This window comes from Pantoea sp. FN0307, from assembly GCF_050113815.1.
GTDB classification, from domain to species: domain Bacteria; phylum Pseudomonadota; class Gammaproteobacteria; order Enterobacterales; family Enterobacteriaceae; genus Mixta; species Mixta alhagi.
Map to the genome: position 1 here is coordinate 1,472,295 of NZ_JBNJSO010000001.1, position 22,611 is coordinate 1,494,905.

At 49.8% G+C, this 22,611-nt stretch carries 20 protein-coding genes; 10 read left to right on the forward strand and 10 right to left on the reverse strand.

What is annotated here, in order from left to right; genetic code table 11:
* Window positions 1-31: 31 nt before the first annotated feature.
* Entirely contained in the window at window positions 32-1,822 is a 1,791-nt protein-coding gene (locus ACQE3Z_RS06940; protein WP_426972889.1) for a copper resistance system multicopper oxidase, read from the reverse strand.
* 423 nt (window positions 1,823-2,245) lie between these two features.
* The gene (locus ACQE3Z_RS06945; RefSeq protein ID WP_426972891.1) at window positions 2,246-2,740 is read right to left on the reverse strand and encodes a thioredoxin family protein; all 495 of its coding nucleotides are present in this window, start codon (window positions 2,738-2,740) and stop codon (window positions 2,246-2,248) included.
* Window positions 2,741-2,874: 134 nt separating this feature from the next.
* On the opposite strand from ACQE3Z_RS06945, the gene ACQE3Z_RS06950 reads away from it, so the two are divergent.
* Window positions 2,875-3,756 carry an ROK family protein gene (locus ACQE3Z_RS06950; RefSeq protein ID WP_426972893.1) on the forward strand — a complete coding sequence of 294 codons (882 nt, stop codon included), beginning with the start codon at window positions 2,875-2,877 and terminating at the stop codon, window positions 3,754-3,756.
* A 522-nt stretch (window positions 3,757-4,278) separates the two neighbouring features.
* Here the strand turns inward: ACQE3Z_RS06950 and ACQE3Z_RS06955 are convergent.
* Entirely contained in the window at window positions 4,279-5,166 is an 888-nt protein-coding gene (locus ACQE3Z_RS06955) for an ABC transporter six-transmembrane domain-containing protein (protein WP_426972895.1), read from the reverse strand.
* Between the two features lie 91 nt (window positions 5,167-5,257).
* On the opposite strand from ACQE3Z_RS06955, the gene ACQE3Z_RS06960 reads away from it, so the two are divergent.
* Window positions 5,258-5,833, forward strand: a complete 576-nt coding sequence (locus ACQE3Z_RS06960; protein WP_426972897.1) for a TetR/AcrR family transcriptional regulator — start codon at window positions 5,258-5,260, stop codon at window positions 5,831-5,833.
* Window positions 5,834-5,971: 138 nt separating this feature from the next.
* Here ACQE3Z_RS06960 and ACQE3Z_RS06965 read toward each other — a convergent pair whose 3' ends face one another.
* Together ACQE3Z_RS06965 and ACQE3Z_RS06970 are read right to left on the reverse strand one after the other, a co-directional pair.
* Window positions 5,972-7,027: an ATP-binding protein gene (locus ACQE3Z_RS06965; protein WP_426972898.1), complete on the reverse strand. Its 1,056-nt coding sequence runs from the start codon at window positions 7,025-7,027 to the stop codon at window positions 5,972-5,974.
* 1 nt (window position 7,028) lies between these two features.
* On the reverse strand, window positions 7,029-7,724 hold the full coding sequence (locus ACQE3Z_RS06970; protein WP_426972900.1) for a response regulator: 696 nt from the start codon (window positions 7,722-7,724) through the stop codon (window positions 7,029-7,031).
* Window positions 7,725-7,859: 135 nt separating this feature from the next.
* Between ACQE3Z_RS06970 and ACQE3Z_RS06975 the strand changes: the two genes are divergently transcribed.
* From ACQE3Z_RS06975 to ACQE3Z_RS07000, 6 genes are all read left to right on the forward strand, one after another.
* Window positions 7,860-8,990, forward strand: coding sequence for an efflux RND transporter periplasmic adaptor subunit (locus ACQE3Z_RS06975; RefSeq protein WP_426972902.1), 1,131 nt, complete (start codon window positions 7,860-7,862; stop codon window positions 8,988-8,990).
* 30 nt (window positions 8,991-9,020) lie between these two features.
* Window positions 9,021-12,125, forward strand: a complete 3,105-nt coding sequence (locus ACQE3Z_RS06980; protein WP_426972904.1) for a multidrug efflux RND transporter permease subunit — start codon at window positions 9,021-9,023, stop codon at window positions 12,123-12,125.
* A 173-nt stretch (window positions 12,126-12,298) separates the two neighbouring features.
* The gene (locus ACQE3Z_RS06985) at window positions 12,299-13,795 is read left to right on the forward strand and encodes an MFS transporter (RefSeq protein WP_426972905.1); all 1,497 of its coding nucleotides are present in this window, start codon (window positions 12,299-12,301) and stop codon (window positions 13,793-13,795) included.
* A 222-nt stretch (window positions 13,796-14,017) separates the two neighbouring features.
* Window positions 14,018-14,125: an NAD(P)H-dependent oxidoreductase gene (locus ACQE3Z_RS06990; protein WP_426972907.1), complete on the forward strand. Its 108-nt coding sequence runs from the start codon at window positions 14,018-14,020 to the stop codon at window positions 14,123-14,125.
* Window positions 14,126-14,520: 395 nt separating this feature from the next.
* Complete coding sequence (locus ACQE3Z_RS06995) at window positions 14,521-15,999, forward strand: SulP family inorganic anion transporter (protein ID WP_426972909.1); 1,479 nt, start codon at window positions 14,521-14,523, stop codon at window positions 15,997-15,999.
* A gap of 64 nt (window positions 16,000-16,063) precedes the next feature.
* Window positions 16,064-16,192, forward strand: coding sequence for a hypothetical protein (locus ACQE3Z_RS07000; RefSeq protein WP_426972911.1), 129 nt, complete (start codon window positions 16,064-16,066; stop codon window positions 16,190-16,192).
* Window positions 16,193-16,277: 85 nt separating this feature from the next.
* Here ACQE3Z_RS07000 and ACQE3Z_RS07005 read toward each other — a convergent pair whose 3' ends face one another.
* From ACQE3Z_RS07005 to ACQE3Z_RS07025, 5 genes are all read right to left on the reverse strand, one after another.
* Window positions 16,278-16,982 carry a PIG-L deacetylase family protein gene (locus tag ACQE3Z_RS07005; RefSeq protein WP_426972912.1) on the reverse strand — a complete coding sequence of 235 codons (705 nt, stop codon included), beginning with the start codon at window positions 16,980-16,982 and terminating at the stop codon, window positions 16,278-16,280.
* Window positions 16,983-16,984: 2 nt separating this feature from the next.
* A complete protein-coding gene (locus tag ACQE3Z_RS07010) occupies window positions 16,985-17,578 on the reverse strand; it encodes a sugar transferase (RefSeq protein ID WP_426972913.1) in 594 nt (197 codons plus the stop codon).
* Between the two features lie 326 nt (window positions 17,579-17,904).
* Window positions 17,905-18,336 carry a carboxymuconolactone decarboxylase family protein gene (locus tag ACQE3Z_RS07015; protein WP_426972914.1) on the reverse strand — a complete coding sequence of 144 codons (432 nt, stop codon included), beginning with the start codon at window positions 18,334-18,336 and terminating at the stop codon, window positions 17,905-17,907.
* 195 nt (window positions 18,337-18,531) lie between these two features.
* On the reverse strand, window positions 18,532-19,548 hold the full coding sequence (locus ACQE3Z_RS07020; RefSeq protein WP_426972915.1) for a substrate-binding domain-containing protein: 1,017 nt from the start codon (window positions 19,546-19,548) through the stop codon (window positions 18,532-18,534).
* Between the two features lie 84 nt (window positions 19,549-19,632).
* Window positions 19,633-21,132, reverse strand: coding sequence for a PTS transporter subunit EIIC (locus ACQE3Z_RS07025; protein ID WP_426972917.1), 1,500 nt, complete (start codon window positions 21,130-21,132; stop codon window positions 19,633-19,635).
* Window positions 21,133-21,423: 291 nt separating this feature from the next.
* Between ACQE3Z_RS07025 and ACQE3Z_RS07030 the strand changes: the two genes are divergently transcribed.
* Complete coding sequence (locus ACQE3Z_RS07030) at window positions 21,424-22,020, forward strand: NAD(P)H-dependent oxidoreductase (protein WP_426972919.1); 597 nt, start codon at window positions 21,424-21,426, stop codon at window positions 22,018-22,020.
* A complete protein-coding gene (locus ACQE3Z_RS07035; RefSeq protein ID WP_426972921.1) occupies window positions 22,017-22,604 on the forward strand; it encodes a TetR/AcrR family transcriptional regulator in 588 nt (195 codons plus the stop codon). The genes ACQE3Z_RS07030 and ACQE3Z_RS07035 overlap by 4 nt, the downstream gene beginning before the upstream one ends.
* Window positions 22,605-22,611 lie beyond the last annotated feature (7 nt).

Genomic DNA, 22,611 nt, shown 5'->3' on the forward strand with positions numbered 1-22,611 from the left:
ACTCCACCCTGAAACTGGCATCATCACCACCTCACTCAATTACCCGGACTTCACGGAACATGCCGGTTTCCATATGGAAAAGAAGATGACAGTGATAAGCCCAGCGCCCGAGCGCATCCGCCGTCACACGGTAGCTGCGACGGCTTCCCGGCGGCATATCAATGGTATGTTTACGCACCAGGAAATTGCCCTGCTCATCCTCCAGATCGCTCCACATACCGTGCAGGTGAATGGGGTGCGTCATCATGGTGTCGTTAACCAGCACAATACGCACACGTTCGCCGTAGCGGAGCGTGACCGGTTCCGAATCTGAGAATTTAATGCCGTTGAATGACCAGGCAAATTTTTCCATATGCCCGGTAAGATGCAGTTCGATAGTGCGTGACGGTTCACGGCCATCCGGATCCTCAAAGGTGCTTTTCAGATCGGCATACGTCAGTACCTTTCTGCCGTTATTACGCAGCCCGATGCCCGGATCGCTTAATTTTGCCGTCGGCATCATGGCCTGCATGTCGACCAGAGGATTATCTGTTTCGCTCGCGGGATGTTGCTGCATCTGGCCAGGGTTCATGCTGCCGTGGTCCATGCTCTGCATCTGGCTATGATCCATTGCGCCGTGATCCATGCTCTGCATCTGGCTGTGATCCATCGTGCCGTGGTCCATGCTCTGCATCTGGCTGTGATCCATACTGCCATGATCCATGTCGCCCATACCCATATCGTCCATGGTCAGCCAGGGACGCGGATCGGGTACCGGAACCGGTGCAGAGAGCCCTTCACGAACCGCGAGTGTGCCACGCGCGTAGCCGCTCCGGTCCATGGACTGGGCAAAAATGGTGTAGGCATCGTCAACCGGTTCCACAATAACATCGTAGGTTTCAGCAGCGGCGATGCGGAATTCATCAACAGAGACAGGCGTGACATACTGTCCATCAGCAGCCACCACCGTCATTTTCAGGCCGGGAATGCGCACGTCAAAATAGCTCATGGCTGAACCGTTAATGAAACGCAGACGTACTTTTTCCCCTTTGCGGAACAGACCAGTCCAGTTTTTACCCGGCCCCTGGCCATTCATAAGATAGGTATAGGTGGCACCACTGACATCAGCCAGATCCGTCGGGTTCATTTTCATCTCTGCCCACATCTTCCGATCGGCTAACGTGTTGCCGAGACCTTTTTCCCTGGCATCGCGGAAAAAGTCGCTAACGGTGGGTTTGGCGAAATTGTAATAATCTGACTGCTTTTTCAGTTTTGCGAGAATGTCTGAGGCTTTTTCATCAGACCAGTCGGTCAGCATCACAATATGTTCGCTGTCCCAGACGAAGGGCTCAGGCTGAGCCGCTTCGATGATAATCGGACCATAAACGCCTTCCTGCTCCTGCAGGCCGGAATGGCTGTGATACCAGTATGTTCCGTTCTGCTTTACCTGAAAGGAGTAAACATAGGTCTCGTCCGGCTCAATGCCATGAAAACTGAGCCCCGGCACGCCATCCATATTTGCCGGCAAAATAAGGCCATGCCAGTGAATAGAGGTGGTTTCGGACAGGTGGTTTTTAACCCGTAACGTAACAGTATCGCCTTCCTTCCAGCGCAACAGCGGCCCCGGCAGGCCGGCATTAATGGTTTTTGCGTAACGGGTTTTACCGGTGATATTGAGCATCGTTTCACCGATAAAAAGATCAAAATCGCTGCCGGTAAGCGTACGGGAAGGCATCAGGCTTACCGCCGAAAACGCATCGAAGGATCGCAGCCCCAGGCCGCCGACAATACCGGCGGCAGTAATGCCTTTAATGAAATTACGTCGTGAACTTTTAAGCTGCATGACTCAACTCCAGCACATTCATGTCACCTCAAAACAAGGTGTCTCTCCATAACGCAAGTACAAGTTATACTTACCGTTCAGGAAGTTTAATTTTTGTTACCTGGAAGTTATCACAGCTAAAACACGAAGGTTATTACAATTCTGTAATGTTATAACTCACTGTTTTATATTGTTTTTTATTAAACCTAATAATAGGCATTTCTGCCAGCAAGAGAGTTTCAGTGAGTAATTGTTTATCTCCTGCTGATCATCTGCACCTTCAGGAGAAAGGATATTAAAGCGTTAACGGCAAAATTTACGAGTACTGAAACGGGGGATAATCCGGCTCGGTGTTCCCCCGTTCAGCTTTGTCTTATATTCTTAGCTTATTGTAGCCTGCCTCTGTACTGTACACAGAAAATGTATCGAGGCTCTGTCCTGTTTTTACGCTGCGATAATAGCGCTGATATCACTGATAGTTTCTGCTAACAGCTCGCCGCGACGATAAGCCTCAAGCTGCTCCGCGTCGCCATTCACCACCGAGTCAGGCCGCTCGATAAAGACGCCTAACGGCGTAAAAGCCTCATCCAGCACCACGGCCATCGGGATTTTCACCTTATCCACCCCCAGCAGTTCAATAAAAGGCTGCGCCTCATCACGAGTGATAATCGCCATTTCGATGTCAGGCAGTCGCTGGCACAGCAGCGCCATTGGCGGAATGTTGCGATGACAGTCCGGACACCACATCTCGGCCGCCACCAGCAGCCGGAAGCGCCCTGCCGCCTGTTGTGCAGGCGCAAGCGCCTTTTCTACCGCTTCACTCTGGCTTTCCAGCATCGCCTGCCAGCGCTGCAGATCGGCGATCTGCTCCGGCGTGCCGCTAGCAATAAACTCTGCGGTATTTTTCCCCTGCTTAAACAGCGTTTCAAATGCGCTCATCAAACCTTCTCCAGTAACAACCGATAGTGGCCTATCTTAAAAGAATCCGCCGCCGCATACACCTCAGAACATCGCCTTGCGCATGACGGGCCTATACTCATGTTTATATTTTAAAAACCAGAGGAGAAAATGACGTGAAAATAGCGGCGTTTGATATCGGCGGCACATCATTAACAATGGGCATTGTTACCGATAAAGGCGAAATAGTCGCGCGCGATAAAAAAGATATTATGAACCACTCCGGCAAAGAGATACTGGATGGTGTGCTGACCTGGCTGGCTCGACATGCCGACTGTGAAGGCGTAGCCGTGAGTACGCCCGGCTATGTGGATCCGGACAGCGGTTATATTGCGATGGGCGGCGCTATCCGCGATTTTGATGATTTCCATCTTGGTGAGTGGTTGCAGGGAAAAACGCCGCTGCCCGTCAGCGTAGAAAATGATGCCAACTGTGCGTTACTGGCGGAGCGCTGGCTGGGTAAAGCGCAGGAGATGTCTGACTTTTTAATGATGACCATCGGCACCGGCGTTGGCGGCGCGATCTTCTGCAACAATGCGCTGGTCCGTGGCAAGCAGTGTCGCGCCGGTGAATTCGGTTCGCTGCTCAGCACTCGACCAGGCAGCGAGAATGTTCGCCACTATACCATGAACACCACCTGCACGATGCGCGTGCTGACGCAAAACTACAGTATGCACACGGGTCAAAAGCAGGAAGAGATCACCGGCGAAGAGATATTCGCCCGCTACGATAATAACGATCCGATTTGCAGTCGATTAGTGATGAATTTTTATCAGGATCTTTGTGGTGGCATCTACAATCTTGCGCACGTTTTCAACCCTGAATGTATTTTCCTTGGCGGTGGCATTACCGAGCGGGAAAGCTTTCTGGAAGAGCTGCGCTATCATCTGGCGTGGTTTGATCTTGATGTGCAGGTGGATACAGCCACCTACGGCAATGATTCCGGCATGCTGGGGGCAGTAAAACATTTCCTGCAGTCCCAACAGGAAAAAACCTAATCTGACATTTGGATAAATGCCGCTGCTGCTGGTTCAATAAAGGCAGTCTTATTTCCAGTGGTAGCCTGAAACTGTCAAAGAGTGATCTATTTACTGACAAAAACGACGTTATTAAAGCGCCTAATCAGGCTTATTTAGAAAGTAGCGATTAAGAACATCTGGGTACTCATTGAAATAACCCCTTTAAAAACCACATAAAATGCAATTGATTTTACAGGCTGGAAGGTTTACCCACTTAAACCCTATTTTTCTTAGTAAAAACTAATTTCCTGTAAAAAACGGCTTGGCCTGTACATCCTTATTTTTTAGTTACTGTCTAATCTGACCGCCCTGCTCACGGTACAACTTACCTGGCACGCTTAATTCTTACTCCACACTATATACGGTTAAACGATATATAATGTGGAGCCTTTTATATCTGAAAAGCATAACTTCATATCGCAGCGCTTTTAAGCCAGAAAACAGCTCACTACAAGCAGCTGGCGACTGCAGGGTATTTTCCAGACAGCGTTAGTCTGGATCTTAAACCAAATCCGTATTAACCCTTTTCCCGATATCTTTGAGCTGGGAGTATTTCTCCAGCAGTTGAGGACCATCATCCAGGCTCATTGCAAACATCCACATATAGGTTATGACGGAATAAATATGTCCTGCGTCAATACCACCGCGAAATGACATCGCGAGGATTGTCATAGCGAACAGTAGCGCTGACACGGCACCGATTGAAAGATAACCCAGCGCTTCACGATCGGACAGACGAATACGCAAGCGAGCCAGTGTACCATAATGTCGGATAAGCGAAATGGTGGGGGCGCTGTTGACAAAATCCACCTCTTTCTCAAGTCGGTTATTAAGCCTGACGAATAACGCTTCATTTTTGCGGGTATACCCCGGAAGAAAAAAAGCAAAAAATAACAAAATTGCCAGGCATGCCATGCCGGTCCAAAACTCAATAGCCAGTAGCATAATAGCTGCTCCAGCGATAGAGGCCAGAGAGGTAATTAATACCGGTAAATGCTTCTCAAAAAAATCAACAAATTCGCGTGATAAAGCAACACGAGCCGCTATCACCGAAGGGTTATGATTTTCACGGCGCTGAGCAAGAATAATCGGCACCGCCAGTTCTGCATAGATTCTGGCAAAAGTACGCGTATCTACCGTACGCCGGGCGGCGCTGATAACCCACATGGTAAAAACCATCATGGCATAAAACACTGCATGCCATGCTTTTCCGGCAACGATGGCATTTATGGCGAAACCTGCCAGCAGAGGATAAAGAAGATAGGTAACATTTTCTGCGACCACAAGCAGTAATGTTAGGATAAGTTTCTTGCTGTGACGACGTCCAAGCAGCTTCAGCGTCTGGGCGGCACTACGGGAAACGGGCGGCGCTATTTTTGAGGTTTTCATATCCTGCAATTCTGGTAAGATTAACCTTGAGCGACTGCTCAAAATTTAACGGCAGTCTATTTGAGCAACGCCATAGTGTCAATGGAAACTAATGATGAAAGAATCAAAAGAAGTGTTAAAGCAACGCATTCTGAATGGCGCGATTGCCCTGTTCATTGAGCGAGGGGTTGAAAAAGTTTCGACGCGTGATGTCACCGAGGCTCTCGGCCTTTCCCGGAGTCATATTTATTATTATTTCAGTGACTGGCAGGCGCTCTGTATCGCGGCGTTGAGCCATTATCTTGAAAGCGACCTGGCAGCGTTTTCTGCGTCTATAACAGACAGGACACCTGCTGAAAAGCTCAACGCCCTGATTGATAACTATCTGCCCGATTCCCCTGATGCCGTCTGGCAGTTATACAGCTCACTCTGGCAAATGGCCGCGCATAATGCAGCCTTTGCTGATTTGGCAGAGTCGCTCACCCTAAAATGGGATAGATTTATCACTAAAATAATCAATGAAGGAAAAGCCGCTGGCACCTTTGGGGACGTTGACACTGTTCGTATCACCCGCCAGTTGAGTGCCCTACTCAATGGTTACTCTGATAATCTACTCATCAAATTCACACCGGAAAAACGCAGCGAAGCGGTGACTGATATTAATGCTTTTATTGAACAAATACGCTAATTGTTATCTCAGCGGAGAAACACTGCTGCCGACTCGAACCTTGTTGTTCTGCTTCAATTATCTTTATTCAGATGTTTGCGGAACGGGTTCAAAAAGCGGCTCCGAATTCATCGCGGATTTGGTTTACAATATGTGTCTTTAATTTTCAGTGTTTCCTGTAAAAACGACTTCAATACAGGTTCCGCCCAGATTGCTTCGGCGACAAGCCGCTTTTCCGCCATGCGCACGGGCGATAGCGTACACAACCGCCAGGCCTAAACCTGTGCCATCAGGCTTAAGTATTCGGTCTTTCTCTGCCCGGAAAAAAGCTTCGAAAACACTGCCTCTCTCATTATCACTTATACCGGGTCCTTCATCTTCAACTGTTAAAACAATTTGATGATTCTCAGCGCGACAAGTCACCATCACTACGCCAGGAGAAGCATATTTACAGACATTACTGAGCAACGCAGATAATATTTGCCGGATACGGATTTCATCTGCAAAACAGATAACTTCTTCCGCTTCAATAACCGGCTCAATCCCATGTGCACTGAGCTTATCTCTGAATGCCTCCACACAATAAATAATCACTTCCTGAAGGTGGAGTGTTTCTTTATAAAGATAAAGCTGACCACTGTCGGAAAGACTGAGTACACGCAGATCGTCTATGAGCCTTGACAAAGCTTCTGTCTGACGAAGTAATATATCAAACTGTTTTTTTTCTGTATCAAAGATGCCTTCAGACATCCCCTGTATCCTTCCCTTGAGAACAGTAACAGGCGTTCTTAATTCATGCGCTATTGCCGCATTCCACTTTTTCATATCATTAGACATAACCTCAAGCTTATCTGCCATAAGGTTGAAGTCATCGATCATTAAGCCCGCTTCTCTTATTTCATGCATATTATGAACGGCGCGCTCGTCCAGGCGGCCTTCAGCAATACGCCTTGCGCTATAAGCAAGCGCATTAAGGGGCAAAATAATTTTTCTTGCAAAGCGCCATGCAAAAAATAGCGCTATTGCCGAAGAGAACAAGCCCGCAATCACTGTTAAAGCCCAATCATGTGTTGATGGGATCCAGCTATACCTGTCCCCGAGGTCGGAAAAAAAATAAATATAAATACTATAAACGGCGGATAATAAAACGATAGTGCTCAAAGCTACTTTAGTAGTCAGAATAAAAAGTTGGTAGCGAATACCTGCCTGAGCCATATTAGTCCCCTAACCGGTAGCCAAAGCCACGTATACTTTCAGGAACAGCCTGTAAACCAGCCTGCTCAATTTTTTTTCGGAGTTTACTGATGTGACTGTCAACGGTGCGCTCACTAACATCTCCCTCGGGAAGACAATATTCTATTAATTCCTGGCGTGAAAAAACACGCTTGGGATAACGAATTAAATGTTGCAGGATTTTGAATTCCGTTAAAGTCAGTTTATCGCCGATATCAACATTGGTTTTTTTTATTTTTACCTGATGACTGGTAACGTCTAACATGATATTCCGGGTACTATAGTGGCCTGTGCTTTTACTTATGTCGTAAAAAGCCATACGGCGTAGAATCACGTGAACTCTGGCTACCACTTCCACTGCGTTGAAAGGCTTAACAATATAATCATCGGCACCGCTCCGTAAAGCATGAATCTTGTCAATATCGGCATCAAGCGCGGTTAGCATCATGACCGGCACGTCAGACGTTTTTCGTATTTCATTCAATACTTGCCATCCGTCCATGGCGGGCATTTTGATATCCAGGATAACGAACGCGATGTCCCCTTTTTTAAAAAAAGAAATGGCCTCAAGTCCATCTTTCGCATGAATAACTTCAAAATTTTCCTTTTGAAGATAAGCACCAAGAATATCTGCTATCTCATCTTCATCTTCTGCCAACAACAATTTAATTGTGTTCATGTTCCCTCGCTTCAGGCCTGTTTTCTTTTACGCTCCACACCATCTCCACACGAACTCCATAAAACCTCAATATAATGATTTTATAATGAATTTAACAGCATTCTCCTCCATCAAAAACACGTTAACAGGGTTGATATGTTTACCAGAAGCGTTACAAAGTTATTACTGTTGTTCATGCTTGTCAGTTTATCAGGCTGTGATGCTGATAGTGAATCCCAGGTGGAGACCGAAGTAGCACCGGCTGTAGTTGCCGTAAAGGTGCTAACTGAGCAGCCTGTTGTTCTTGAAAAGCTTTATCCCGGTCGGGTCGCAGCGTTGCGCACGGCGCAAATCCGGCCTCAGGTCAGTGGGATTATTACCAGCATGCTGTTTAACCAGGGAAGTGAGATAAAAGCCGGCCAGCCGCTTTTCCAGATTGACCCAGCCCCCTTCCAGGCTGAAGTTAACAGTGCAGCGGCGGCACTTGAGAAAGCGCAGGCCAGCCACCAGCAGCTCAAGTCACGGAGCACACGCCTCGCAAAGCTACGTGGCACCGGAGCTATCAGTCAACAAGACTATGAGGATGCAGCCTCGGTAACAGCACAGGCCAGTGCGGCTGTATCAGAGGCCCGTGCTGTTCTGGAGCGTAAGAAGCTCGATCTTTCTTATGCGACGGTCAGGGCGCCTATTGATGGACGCGTCGATCAGAACTTTGTTACCGAGGGAGCGCTGGTCAGCGCCAGTGACAGTCAGGCGATGGCGACATTGCAACAGATTGATTCCGTATATGTGGATGTACGCCAGCCCGCAGCGGAGCTTTCACAGCTACCTGTTAAGCATAACCAGCTCACCACAGAAGGACTGCCGATTCAGGCAGAAGTCATATCTGCAACAGGAGATGTATTGACTAACAGTGCCAGCCTTCTGTTTACAGGCGTGAGTGTCGATCCCGGAACTGGCGATGTGGTCATGAGGTTGCGCGTGAATAATTCAGACAAAACTCTTCTGCCCGGAATGTATGTGCAGGCAAAACTATCACGGCAGTTGAGCCCTGGTGGTCTGTTAATCCCACAGGAAGCCGTGCTACGTATAAATGGTAAGACCCGCGTATGGATTGATGATGCAGGTAAAGCTCGCTCAACTGAGGTAGAGCTGGGAGAAGTTCTGAAAGGTAATTATTTTGTTCGCAAAGGGCTGCAAGCCGGAGATCGATTAGTGGTGCAGGGTGCCGAAAGGTTGCAGGAAGGTATTCCGATACAGGCCGACACTAAGACGACACATATTTAAAACCGGAATTTATTTTAAACAGGATACCTCATGCCACAGTTTTTTATTAACCGCCCCGTATTCGCCTGGGTGATCGCGGTTTTTATAATACTTTTTGGGCTCATTGCGATTCCAAAACTTCCCGTTGCGCGCTACCCTTCGGTTGCACCGCCTTCTGTTAACATTTATGCAACCTACCCGGGTTCAACACCGGAGACAATGAATAATAACGTTGTCGCACTGATTGAACGTGAGCTTTCTTCAGTCAAAAATCTGCTCTATTTTGAGTCCTCAAGTGATACTTCGGGTATGGCTACCATTACGGTAACGTTTACTCCAGGTACCGACCCGGAACTGGCGCAGGTTGATGTACAGAACCGCATCAAAGTGGTTGAACCACGTCTGCCACAGGTGGTACGCCAGAACGGGCTGAACGTTGAAGCTTCTTCATCCAGCTTTTTGATGGTGGTTGGTCTCTCTTCTGATGAAGGTTCATTTTCAGAAAGCGATCTGAGCGACTACTTTGCACGTAATATCACTGAAGAGCTGCGGAGGGTAAGCGGCGTGGGCAGGGTGCAACTTTTCGGTGCCGAGAAAGCAATGCGCATCTGGGTCGATCCGTTTAAGCTGACGCAGTATAACCTCACCATTAGCGATATCAGTCAGGCTATTAGCGCTGAGAACGCCCAGATCTCTCCTGGTCGTACAGGGGATGCTCCGGCATTACCTGGTCAACGTGTATCTTACCCTTTGACGGTAACAGGGCAGCTTGGTTCGCCAGAGGAATTCGGCAATATTACACTGCGTTCTAACCGTGACGGCTCAAGGGTGAGGCTCGCAGACGTAGCGAGGATTGAACTGGGGCCACAAACCTACGCCTATTCAACCCGGGAGAATGGTCGGGTCTCTACTGGCGCGGCCGTGCAGCTAGCGCCTGGCGCTAATGCGGTTCAGACCGCCGGGCAAATCACGGCACGGTTGGAAGAGCTGAGCAAAGCGATGCCGACGGGTATGCATTACACCATTCCGTTTAATACTGCGCCCTTTGTTAAAATTTCCATTGAAAAAGTTGTGCATACTTTTATAGAGGCGATGGTACTGGTGTTCCTTGTGATGTATCTGTTTTTACAGAATGTCCGGTACACTTTTATACCTGCTATTGTGGCCCCTATTGCATTGCTCGGAACCTTTACTGTCATGTTAATGGCAGGGTTTTCCATCAACGTTCTGACTATGTTTGGCATGGTGCTGGCTATTGGTATCATCGTCGATGACGCTATCGTTGTGGTTGAGAATGTCGAGCGCATCATGGCCGAAGAGGGGCTGCCACCTAAAGAAGCTACTCAGAAAGCAATGAAAGAGATAACCGGGGCCGTGATCGGTATTACCCTGGTGCTCAGCGCAGTATTTATTCCGATGGCTTTGGCAAGCGGCTCTGTCGGCGCAATTTATCGCCAGTTCACGCTGTCCATGGCTGTATCCATTCTTTTTTCTGCTTTCCTCGCGCTCAGCCTGACCCCGGCATTATGTGCCACTCTGCTGAAGCCCGTTGCGCAGGGAGCACATGAGAAGAAAGGCTTTTTCGGCTGGTTCAATCGTAAATTCGCAGCGCTCACCGATCGTTACGAGTCTCGCGTTGGCTGGCTGCTAAAAAGAACCGGTCGTGCACTGGCTGTTTATGCGGTGTTATGCCTGGTACTGTTCTTTACGATGAAAAATGTTCCTTCCGCTTTTCTGCCGGAGGAAGATCAGGGATATTTTCTGACCTCTATTCAGTTACCTTCTGATGCTACAACCGAACGTACTCTGGAAGTAGTGAAATCATTTGAAAATGGTGTACTGGGACGTCCGGGAATAGAAGCGAATTTGTCGATCCTGGGTTTTAGCTTTGCAGGCTCGGGCCCGAACTCCGCCATGGCGTTCACCACCCTGAAAGACTGGGGGCAACGAAACGGTGCAACAGCAGGCTCAGAGGCTGCTCGGGTGCAGGATATGATGCGCGGTGTACCTGAAGGCGATGTCTTTAGCCTGATGCCACCCGCTATTGATGAATTAGGCAACTCTTCGGGTTTTGCACTCCGTCTTGAAGACAGAGCCGGGAAAGGTTATGCCGCCCTAACTGAAGCACAAAATCAACTGCTGGAGTTGGCGTCTAAAAGTAAGATCGTAGAGGGCGTCTATGTAGATGGTCTGCCAGATGGTCAGGTAATCAATCTGCAAATTGACCGACAAAAGGCCTTTGCGCTAGGCGTATCATTTGATGAAATCAGCCAGACCTTATCAGGGGCGATTGGCTCACTTTATGTGAATGATTTCCCTAATGCTGACAGGATGCAGCAGGTCATTGTGCAGGCTGATGCACCTTACCGTATGCAACTCAATGATATTTTAAAACTCTATGTCCGTAATGGTAGTGGAGGGATGGTTCCGCTTTCTGAGTTTGTTCAAGCCAAGTGGGAAACCTCACCACTGCAGCTGGTGCGCTACAAAGGCTACCAGGCTGTCAAAATCACCGGCAATGCTGCACAAGGATATTCAAGCGGTGATGCGATTAAGGAAATGGAACAGCTTGCCTCTCAATTGCCAGAGGGCTTCGCAATTGAATGGACAGGATTGTCGCTTCAGGAGCAACAATCTGCGTCAGAAGCCACGGCGCTGATGGCTATTTCGATGCTGGTGGTATTTCTGGTGCTAGCTGCACTGTATGAAAGCTGGTCTGTCCCACTATCTGTCATGCTGGTTGTACCGCTTGGTCTGCTGGGTGCCGTACTGGCTGTACTGATAAGAGACATGCCCAATGATGTCTTTTTCAAAGTGGGTATGATTACCATTATTGGACTTTCAGCTAAAAACGCCATTCTGATTGTGGAATTTGCTAAACAGCTTCATGAAGAGGGCAAAAGTTTGACCGAAGCGGCACTGGAAGCTGCCAGAATGCGTTTACGTCCGATACTTATGACATCATTGGCATTCACGCTGGGCGTTGTGCCATTGATGCTTGCAAGTGGAGCCAGCGCAGAAACGCAGCATGCGATCGGTACCGGCGTATTTGGTGGCATGATCAGCGGTACTCTACTCGCGATCTTCTTCGTACCGCTCTTTTACTTTGCTGTAATGAGCGTTGTCGCCAGATTTACCAAAAAAAGGCCAGCTTAATGTTTTGAGGCGCACCTTTCCGGTGCGCCGTCTATAACAGAGATAAATGCCTGATTTGCTCCCGGGTTACCAGCAAATGATTAAAGGGAGGAAAATTTTACGGTCATTATCCTTTCTTCATTAAGGCTATGACGCACAACAAACATTTACACAAGCGTTTTGGGAGAACCAAGATGATCTCATCGTTTCGTTGGTTAGTGCTGGCTGTGATTTCTGGCGCGATGTTGCTTGTTGTTATCGACATGACAGTACTTTATACGGCACTGCCACGTTTAACCCACGATCTAATGGCCTCGGCTAACCAGAAGCTTTGGATAGTAAATTCTTATCCGTTGACCATGGCTGGACTACTTATCAGTATGGGCGCGTTGTGCGACCGATACGGTGCACATCTGTTTTTTAATGCCGGATTGATCATTTTTGGCCTGGCTTCAGTTATAGCGGCCTTTGCTCCCTCTCCGGAGCTATTGATTATAGCCAGAGTATTACTTGGCATTGGCGCATCGGCCATGATGCCTGCCACCTTATCTATCGTACGTAAGACATTTAACGATCCTGCCGAACGCTCTTTTGCCATCGGCGTATGGGCCGCTGTAGCATCAGGCGGTGCAGCTCTGGGTCCGGTTGTGGGCGGTATACTGCTTGAATATTTTTGGTGGGGATCCGTCTTTCTCATAAATGTTCCTGTTGTCCTTATTACACTGCTTTTCTCCGTTAAGCTCATTCCGCCTGTTACGGCCAATCCAACCCGTGTTTTTGATTTTATCGCGGCTGGCCAGATTCTGCTGGGGATGACCGGATTGGTGTATGCGATGAAAGAATTCAGCAAACCCGACCCGCAACTGAGCCACTTTCTTGTGGCAGGTGCCGTCGGGGCAGTAATGACCGCTAAGTTTATTCACAGCCAAAAAATCTCCCCTGCACCTATGTTAAACATAGCAATATTTAAAAGTCGTCTATTCAGTGCGGGGGTTATTACAGCTTTAATTGCTTCAGCATCTCTTACAGGCATTGAGCTGGCAATAACGCAGCGTCTTCAGCTTATTCTGGACATGTCACCTTTACGGGCCGGGCTGTATATTTTACCGCTACCTCTGGCATCCTTTTTCATAGGCCCCGTAATTGGCTATATTATTCCTTATACAGGCTCAATAAGAGCAATCCTTTGCACACTACTCATTTCAGCAGCAGGCGCGGCAGTTTATCTGTTTTATTATGATGCTGGCCTGTGGTTGTCAATCATATCGCTTTCCATCGTGGGCGCAGGGTTAGGAGGTGCAATGACTGCAGCCTCGACGGCTATCATGTTGAACTCACCGGAAAGCAGCGCTGGCACCGCCGCTTCGGTAGAGGGCGTATCTTATGAATTAGGTGGTGCTATTGGTATTGCTTTGTTAGGGGGCTTTATGTCTGCGGTATATATGCATTTTATGTCTGGGGTCCCTTCTATACCCGCTAGCGCAAAAGACAGCATTGATGGTGCCCTACTGCTTGCTCAGGAGATGGCTTCCTCACAGGGTGAGAAATTACGTAATTTGGCAGAAGAGGCTTTTCTTAAGGCATTTTTTGTGGTTTTTAGCATAGCTATTTTCATTCTGCTTGCCACCTGCTTAATTTTAGGTGGATGGACGCGCCATATATATCGTGCATCTGAAGAGGAGATGTCTTAGGAATCAGGGAAGTCGTTGTTAACTATATTATGCTCGCCCTCCGGTTATCATCCTGGCGAGAACGGAGAGCGACATCATTGTGATATTTTATAAAAGCGTATTTCCCTTTAATATTATGTAACCTGGACATATAAATTAAGGAGTATTCCATTATGGGAAAATAAAATATCACTTGCTCCCCTCCTGACAGAAAAAGTTGACTGGTCATATTGCCAGTCTGCTATGTCTTTATCGGCAGAGTTGTCTGAGGTAGGCCACCTGCTATTCGTTTTCCCGGTTTGGTGGTACTTCATGCCATCAATGCTTAGAGCCTATCTTGGCTGTGTTTGAAATTATGGCTAATAAATATAGCTGTACGGGTCAGCACGCTGAGAAAAAGAATACCCGTAGCGATTTTGGGTTATCATTTGATTGATCCTGTGGAAATTTTGTGTAAAGTTAAACGCGGTTCTGGTTTGACGTTTCTGATTTTTGACAGCCAGCTAACTTTCATCGCCTGCCCTGCATACCGATTCCGCAGGCATTTTGGTTCCTGAAGGTGCACACGCCGCCGTAAAGGAGTTTTAAAAAACATTATGCGTATTACGCCACCCTGAGTTATCTCCCTCTCTGTCGCACTGAGTAGCTTCAGTCGCACACAAAAACATCCCGTCTGCGGATGTGCTTTTTTGTACATAAAATTTTGCCCTCTCGGGCTGACTGCATTCAAAAATTGAGAAAAGACTATGTTGCTGTCCTCGACGCGTAAGGACTGGCTGGGTAACGTCCGTGGCGACGTACTGGCTGGTATTGTTGTCGCGCTCGCGCTTATTCCTGAAGCGATCGCTTTTTCTGTCATCGCGGGTGTAGACCCACAGGTCGGACTTTACTCCGCGTTCTGTATTCCTCTTGTTATGGCCTTCTTCGGCGGTCGCCCGGCAATGATTTCATCATCAACCGGAGCCATGGCGCTGCTGATGGTGACGCTGGTGAAAGATCATGGCCTGCAATATTTACTTGCTGCCTCGGTGCTAACCGGCGTCCTGCAACTTGCCGCCGGCTATCTGCGGCTTGGTAGCCTGATGCGCTACGTGTCGCGCTCGGTGGTGACCGGTTTTGTCAACGCGCTGGCGATTCTGATATTCCTGGCACAGTTGCCAGAACTGACCAACGTTACCTGGCACGTTTATGCCCTGACCGCCGCCGGTCTTGGCATCATTTATCTCTTTCCCTGTCTCAATAAAACCCTCCCTTCGCCGCTGGTTTGTATCGTGGTGCTGACCGCTATTTCCCTGTGGTTGCATCTGGATGTCCGCACCGTAGGCGACATGGGCAAACTGCCCGACAGCCTGCCGGTATTCCTTATCCCGGATATACCTTTTAACCTCAATACTCTGCTGATTATCCTGCCTTACTCTGCGGGGCTCGCCGTGGTAGGACTGCTGGAGTCCATGATGACGGCCACTATCGTGGACGACATGACGGACACGCCAAGCGATAAGAACCGCGAGTGCAAGGCACAGGGCATTGCCAATATCTGCACCTCATTTATCGGCGGCATGGCGGGTTGCGCAATGATTGGGCAATCCGTTATCAACGTGAAATCCGGCGGGCGCGGACGCCTTTCCACACTCACCGCTGGCGTGATGCTGCTCTGCCTGATTGTCTTTTTACGTGACTGGGTGGCGCAGATACCGATGGCGGCGCTGGTCGCGGTAATGATTATGGTTTCCATCAGCACGTTTTCGTGGCGTTCAATTACCGATCTGCGGCGACATCCGCTCTCGACCAACGTGGTGATGCTGGCCACCGTAGCGGTGGTCGTGGCTACGCATAATCTGGCGTTTGGCGTTCTGGCCGGGGTGCTGATTGCCGCGCTGAACTTTGCCACGAAAGTGGCCCATTTTATGGTGATTAACTCATCGCTAAGGGAGGATACCCGCACCTATATCGTCAGCGGGCAGGTATTTTTTGCCTCATCTGACCGCTTCACCAACCATTTCGACTTCCACGAGGCGATTGAACGTGTGGTGATTGACGTAACGCACGCCCACTTTTGGGACATTACCTCAGTAAGCGCGCTGGACCGCGTGGTGATTAAGTTCCATCGCGAAGGAAAGAAGGTGCAGATTCAGGGAATGAACGCGGCAACCCGTGCCCTCGTTGAACGTTTCGGAATACATGATAAACCGGAAGAGGTAGAAAAACTGATGGCGGGTCATTAAGCCATAGGCGGCAGGCCCGTCTGGCGCTCAGGCCGCAATTAACGGCCTGAATCACCCGGCTTTTATGATAACCCCCGCCGTCAGCATCCTGCGCCTGGCCGACCATGACTGCCGGCCACATCTGCTGCTTTCGCTTTCTGATCGCGATCGCAGCGAAGTTGCTCGCGCACTTTCCGTGCTGGAGCAGGCGTAAACCCTATTGTTCAGTGACCAGCGCGCCGCTTTTCCTCAGCCGTTAAGCGGCGATGCGCTTTCCAGCCTGCGGTCAGAAAGATTTATCAATCAATCCATCCGCGCATAAGATAAAGCATCTCTGCATAATCGTATCCCGCTTCAACGCCCCGAAATGATGCCAGTCGCTTTACGCCATCAAGTGAGATGAGCGCATTTTTTGTCGCAGACATCTGCGACTGATGTTCTGCCAGCATCGCCAGTTTCGCCGCTAAATAATCGCTGATATTGATATAGAGCGCGCCACGCGAACTGTCCCAGGATGAGGAGTTGCCCCACCCGGCAGCCGGATACTCATACGCGGCGATCAGGCGCAGCGAGCGTTGGTTTTTGGTAGGACGTGTAGCGGCAATGCAGCAGTTATAAACCCACTGATGCTCCTGATGAAACGAGGGAACCGGCAGCAGCAGCAGCTCAGGCTGAATGTCTTCAATAAGCGTATCCAGCTGCTGAACACAGGCTGACTGGCTTGAAGAGGCCAGATCGAAGCACTCCCCCTCGTTAACAAAATTCAGCACGGAATAGTGCGCTCCGGCGCTGTTCATAGCGGCGGCCAGCTCCTGATGGCGCTGGGAAGCAGGAACATAACGCTGCCCACGCAGATGGGTTTCTCCTTTCAGTATCACCACCGCAATATGCACCTCAATACCGGCGTCGATAGCTCTGGCGATGCTGCCGCCGCAGCCCAACTCTGCATCATCAGCGTGCGGGCTGATGATCAGCCAGCGTCGGTAAGAAAAAAGCTGTTCCATGATCAGTTCACCCCTTTCATACCGGCCACCACGCCGAACGTCTTCAGAAAAATATAGATATCCATCCGGGCGCGACGGCGGCGGCTGTAATAGCGATCAATCGCCACGCGACGGTGATAAGGCAGATCGTCTCGCCCTGATACCTGCCACAGGCCGGTAATGCCGGGTTTTACGGAACAGTAATAGCGGTAACTGCGCCCATATTTATCTTTTTCGTAGGCCGCGATGGGACGCGGTCCGATAACCGACATATCGCCCCGAAGTACATTAATAAACTGCGGAAGTTCATCGATGCTGGTTTTACGGATGTAGGCGCCGAAACGGGTGACGCGCGGATCGTTTTTTACCACGCTGTAGAGCTGCAGCTCATGCCGGATACGCGCCTGTTCAGCAGCAGAAACTTTCTCCATCGGCAGCATGGAGGTAAATTTCAGGCAGTAAAAGATTTTGCCGCCCTGCCCCATTCTGGGATGGCTAAACAAGGGTTTCATGCCTGTTAGCCACAGAATTAACGCCGTGATTAACATAAACGGCATGAGCAGGAGCAAACAAAATGAGGCAACAAGGATATCGAAAAAGCGTTTCTTTATCGTCATAGCAACCTCTGAAAGGCTTCAGCCATCCGCCATGTCAAAACATCACGCAATCTAAAGATACAGATTGAAATATAAGCAAAATCAAGTAAACCTACTCAGATCACATGGTGAAAACTTGAAGATAATATCCAGTAATTTCAAAAGATTACGCAGAGAAAAAACAGGAATATTCAGATTTTCCTTACTATTGCGGGAAATAAAACATCGGAGGGGATGGCTTTTAGCAGGTGAATAAAAGCGGTTTATTGCCTGTTTACCCTTGTGTAGCGCTAAAAATAGCGTGCCGATCAGCCGCACATAAGTGAAGCTGATCCGTTGAGGCTTGTTTACTGTCTCATTCCTATGGCAAGCCGGTTAAAGGCTGACATAAGCGAAACGGCGAAAGTGAGATCGGAAATTTCAACGTCGGTAAAAAACTTATTGAGCGGTTCAAAGTCGTTATCAGAGGCAAATGTCTCATCAACCCTGACCAGCGCTTCTGCCCATTGCAACGCGGCTTTTTCTTTATCATCGAAGTGGTGGCTGACGCGCCATCCGGCAAGCGCATCAATCTTAGCGTTCTCTACTCCCGATTCCCGCAGTGATTTCGCATGCATTTCAAGACAGAAGGCACAGCCGTTCATTTGAGAAACGCGCAGATAGATAAACTCAATAAGCACCTTTCCCAGAGAGCTTTTTTCTAACGCTTTTTTAGTGGAAACAAGGCCCATATAAGCGTCGTTAGAGAGTTTGAAATAAGGCAGACGAAGCGTGGTCATGATCTCTTCCTTTTGAAGTGAAGTTCAAAAGACTATCACCCTGAAAAAACACCATTTTCTCTCTGGTGCTGTCAGAACGCCACGCTTCTGATTTATGCGAACCAAACTGCTTATAAAGCGTGCAGATCGAGATGCTGACCGGTGAGATAACACGCCTGACGCCAACGCCCTGGAAACCTTCCGTCTGTTTTGGCTTTATGCTGATTCCCGCACCACCAGTTGGCCGGAAAGCGTGATGCGTTGCGGAGGGAGATCCGGCTCGCTCAGCTTGCGCAAGATCAGGGCAGCGGCCTGTCGGCCTGTCTCTTCGCTGGCAGAGGAGACATAGGTGAAGGATGGCGAGGTAAGGTTAACATGCAGCATATCTTCGAAGCCGAGCAGCGCCACCTGTTGCGTGAGAAACACATCTTTGCCAGGCGTACGACCAACTTGATAAATGGCGCTGATACTGCCAATCATCGCATTGGGTGAATGACAGAGCAGCGCTGTAATCGTGTTGTTATTCTCCAGCAGATGACGCGTTACCTGGCTTGCCGCCTGGGTACTTTCAGCGCAGGCGGGCGTTAATGTCTCCCGAAGCGCCATCCCGTACTGTGCCAGGGCGCTGCTAAAACCCAACAGACGCTGCTGGCGAATCCGATCGTTCTCCGTGCCGCCGATATAGGCGATATTACGGTGTCCGCGTTCAATCAGATAGCGGGTAGCCAGGGAGGCTGCCTGCCGGTTATCTCGCATCACTAAATTACAGCCATCCTGTTGCAGGGATTGCGAAACCACCACCAGCGGCAGCGCACAGCAACGGATCTTTTCCGGCAGCAAGGCGGCAGTGACATCTGATGCCAGATAGATCACCCCCGCGACGCCCTGCTGTTTGAAGGAGAGCAGACAACGCTCAAGCGCGTCGCCTTCATCCTGTGGCTGTCGCAGAAATACCATATAGTGCTGGCGTTCCAGCTCCTGCACGATACTCGCCATCACTTTAACAGCAAAGCTGTCGCTGAAATCAGGCACAATCAGGCCAATCAGGTTGGAAGTATTGGCGCGCAGATTGGCGGCGGCCACATTATGCACATAGCCCAGCGCACTCATCGCTTCATGCACCCGCGCTATGGTGGCAGCGGAAATTTTTCCTTTCTGACGCAGCACCAGCGAGACGGTTGAAACCGACACGCCAGCCTGTTTAGCGACCTCAACGATGCTAACCCTTTTCACATTTTCTCCCTGAAGGTGCGGCTTATCCGCCAGAGTAAAGCCTCCTGAGAAAAGTCAGGAGGCTTTTTTTACTGCCCGCCTCGCTTATTTGCCCAGCATCAGAGACATTTTCTGGGCGATAAACTGCGCCCGTGAGCCAAAGATCACCTGAATGCCTCTCTCACCGACAAATACCACGCCACGCGCCCCCAGTGCGTTCAGCCCATCTTTATCCACCTGCCCGCCCTGGGCAACTTCAAGACGCAGACGAGTAATGCAGGCGCCCACGGAATCAATATTGCGCGCGCCGCCCAGCAGAGCAATGATCTCCGTAGCCAGTTCGTCGTCTGTTTTATCACTGGCATCGGCAGTGACATCTGCCCGACCCGGGGTTTTGATATCAAAACGGCGGATCACAAAGCGGAAAGTAACGTAGTAAATCAGCCCCATCGGCACCCCGATGATGATGGCATTAAGGAAGTTAGTCTGATACCCGTTAAACGAGGGCAGGATGCCAAACGAAATATAGTCAATCAGCCCGGCAGAGAAAGATTTGGCGATATGCGCATGCATCAGATACATACACATATAGGAGAACCCGGCCATCACTGCGTTAAACACATAGAGGATCGGCGCGACAAAAATAAAGGTAAATTCAACCGGTTCGGTAATCCCGGTCAGGAAGCAGGTCAGTGCAGCGGAGAACAGGATCCCCGCAGCGATTTTTTTGTTTTTGGTTTGCGCCTCATGGTACATCGCCAGGCAGGCCGCCGGCAGTGCAAACAACATTAACGGGAATTCGCCCTGCATGAATTTACCGGCATTCTGGTAAGTATCGCTGCTAAAAGATTTCGTGCCCTCTTCCAGCATTTTAAACCAGATGGTCTGGTCGCCATGAATAACTTGCCCCGCCTGGGTCGTGTAATCCCCGAACGAATACCAGAAAGAGGGATACCAGATATGATGCAGCCCAAGCGGGATCAGCGCACGTTCCACCAGCCCGAAAATAAACGTCGACGCTGCCTGGTTATCGCCGTTGACCACTAGCGACAGCGCATCAATACCGGACTGAATATATTGCCAGATATAAGGCAACAGCAGACCCAGCAGGAAAGAGAGAAACGCGGTGGCAATAGCGACAAAGCGTTTGCCTGAGAAAAAGCCGAGAAACTCCGGCAACTGGATGGTGTGAAAACGGTTGTAGCACCAGGCTGCCAGAATGCCGCACAGCAGGCCGCCGAATACACCCATTTGCAGCGTAGGAATGCCGACCACCATTGCATACTTTCCGCCCTGTGCAGCCATTTCCGGGGTAATCGACAATACGGTGCCGATCGTCATATTGGTAATAAACACCGAGACGGCAGCCGAGAGTGCAGCAATCCCTGATTCAGAAGCCAGCCCCACGGCGGAGCCAATAGCAAACAGCAGCGGCAGGTTATCGAAAATCACCCCGCCCGCATTCATCATTAGCGGTAAGTGAAACTTATCCCCGAACGCCAGCAGCAGCCCGGCGGCGGGCAACAGAGAGATAGGCAGCATCAATGCGCGCCCAATCATAGAAAGCTTAGACAGCGACTTCACAAACCCTGATATCACACTCATTTTCTTCCCCGGGTTAAGGCCGTTACCTGCGCTAAAAACGCGCTGTTATTGTAAGTAGAACGTTTTATTAGAACGTTCTACCATCGTGAAATAAGTGATAACGGCGTGCAACAAAAATTTTACGCCCGGTCATAGGGAATTATGATTGTTTGAAGTCCATCAAAGATCGCGCTGGCGCTTATTCTATCTGCAAAGCTAAAGCCAGCCAGAAACGGACTTGCCAGACGTGCGCCATTAACCTACCATTAGTAACTTACTGTTGGTAGGTAACCTGAAAATGAGGTCATTGATATGCACGCACTGATCGTTTCTGCCCATCCCGATAGTCAGTCACATACCCAGGCGATAGCTTCACAGGTGGCCCAGGGCGTTGCCGCCAGCGGCACACATACTTTTGAGCAGGTCAACCTCGCTGCGGAGCAGTTCGATCCGTGTTTCAGCCTGGCTGACTACGAGCAGTTTAAACATGGCTCGCCATTACCTGCTGATGCGCTGGCCGAACAGCAGCGGCTAAACCGTGCTAATGCGCTGGTGCTGGTCTATCCCGTTTACTGGTGGTCATTTCCGGCACAGCTAAAAGGCTGGATCGACCGGGTGTTTACCCAGGGCTGGGCATATGAAGAAGCCGGGGATAAGGTCACTGGCAAGCTTGGACATCTGCAGGTGCATCTTCTGGCGCTGGGCGCAGCCACCCCACGCACTTATCTCCGTCGCGGTTATTTCAGCAGCATGCGCACCCAAATTGACCTGGGTATTTTTGGCTACTGCGGCGCGCCGGTGATAACCAGCGAACTGCTGCTGCCTGCCGATGAAAACTATCCCGACGCGCATTACACCCTGGCCTATAATCTTGGCCGACAGTTGTTTGAACAGAAGGAAAAGATATGAATCAGGCTTCACGCCAGCGTATGACTCATCAGGCCAGACGACTGCAGCTGTTAAGCGTTGCATGGGATCTGGTACGCCAGGAAGGCACCGATGCGCTCACGCTGGGCCGCGTGGCTGAACAAGCAGGCGTCAGCAAGCCGGTAGTGTACGATCACTTCAGTACGCGTCACGGATTGCTGGCTGCGCTGTACGAAGATTTTGATATTCGTCAGAACGCGCTTTTCGATGCGGCTATGGCGGCGGCGGGCCACAGGCTACAGGACAAAGCTGCGGTGGTGGCCGCCAGTTATGTGAATTGTGTGCTGACGCAGGGACGCGAAATCCCTGATGTTCTCTCTTCGCTGGACAGCACCCCGGAACTTGCCGAGGTTAAACGCCAGTATCAGCTCAATTTTATCGAAAAGTTTCGCGGCTGGTTTGCAGCCTTTGTTGCGCCCTCCGGCATTCCTCTGGCTACCATGTGGGGATTGCTGGGGGCGGCAGATGCGATTTCCAGTGCGGTGATTTGTGGTGATATCAGTCAGCAGGAAGGATTGCAGGAGCTTACCGCACTGATTATCACGACGATCGAACGCAGCCGCTAACGCATCA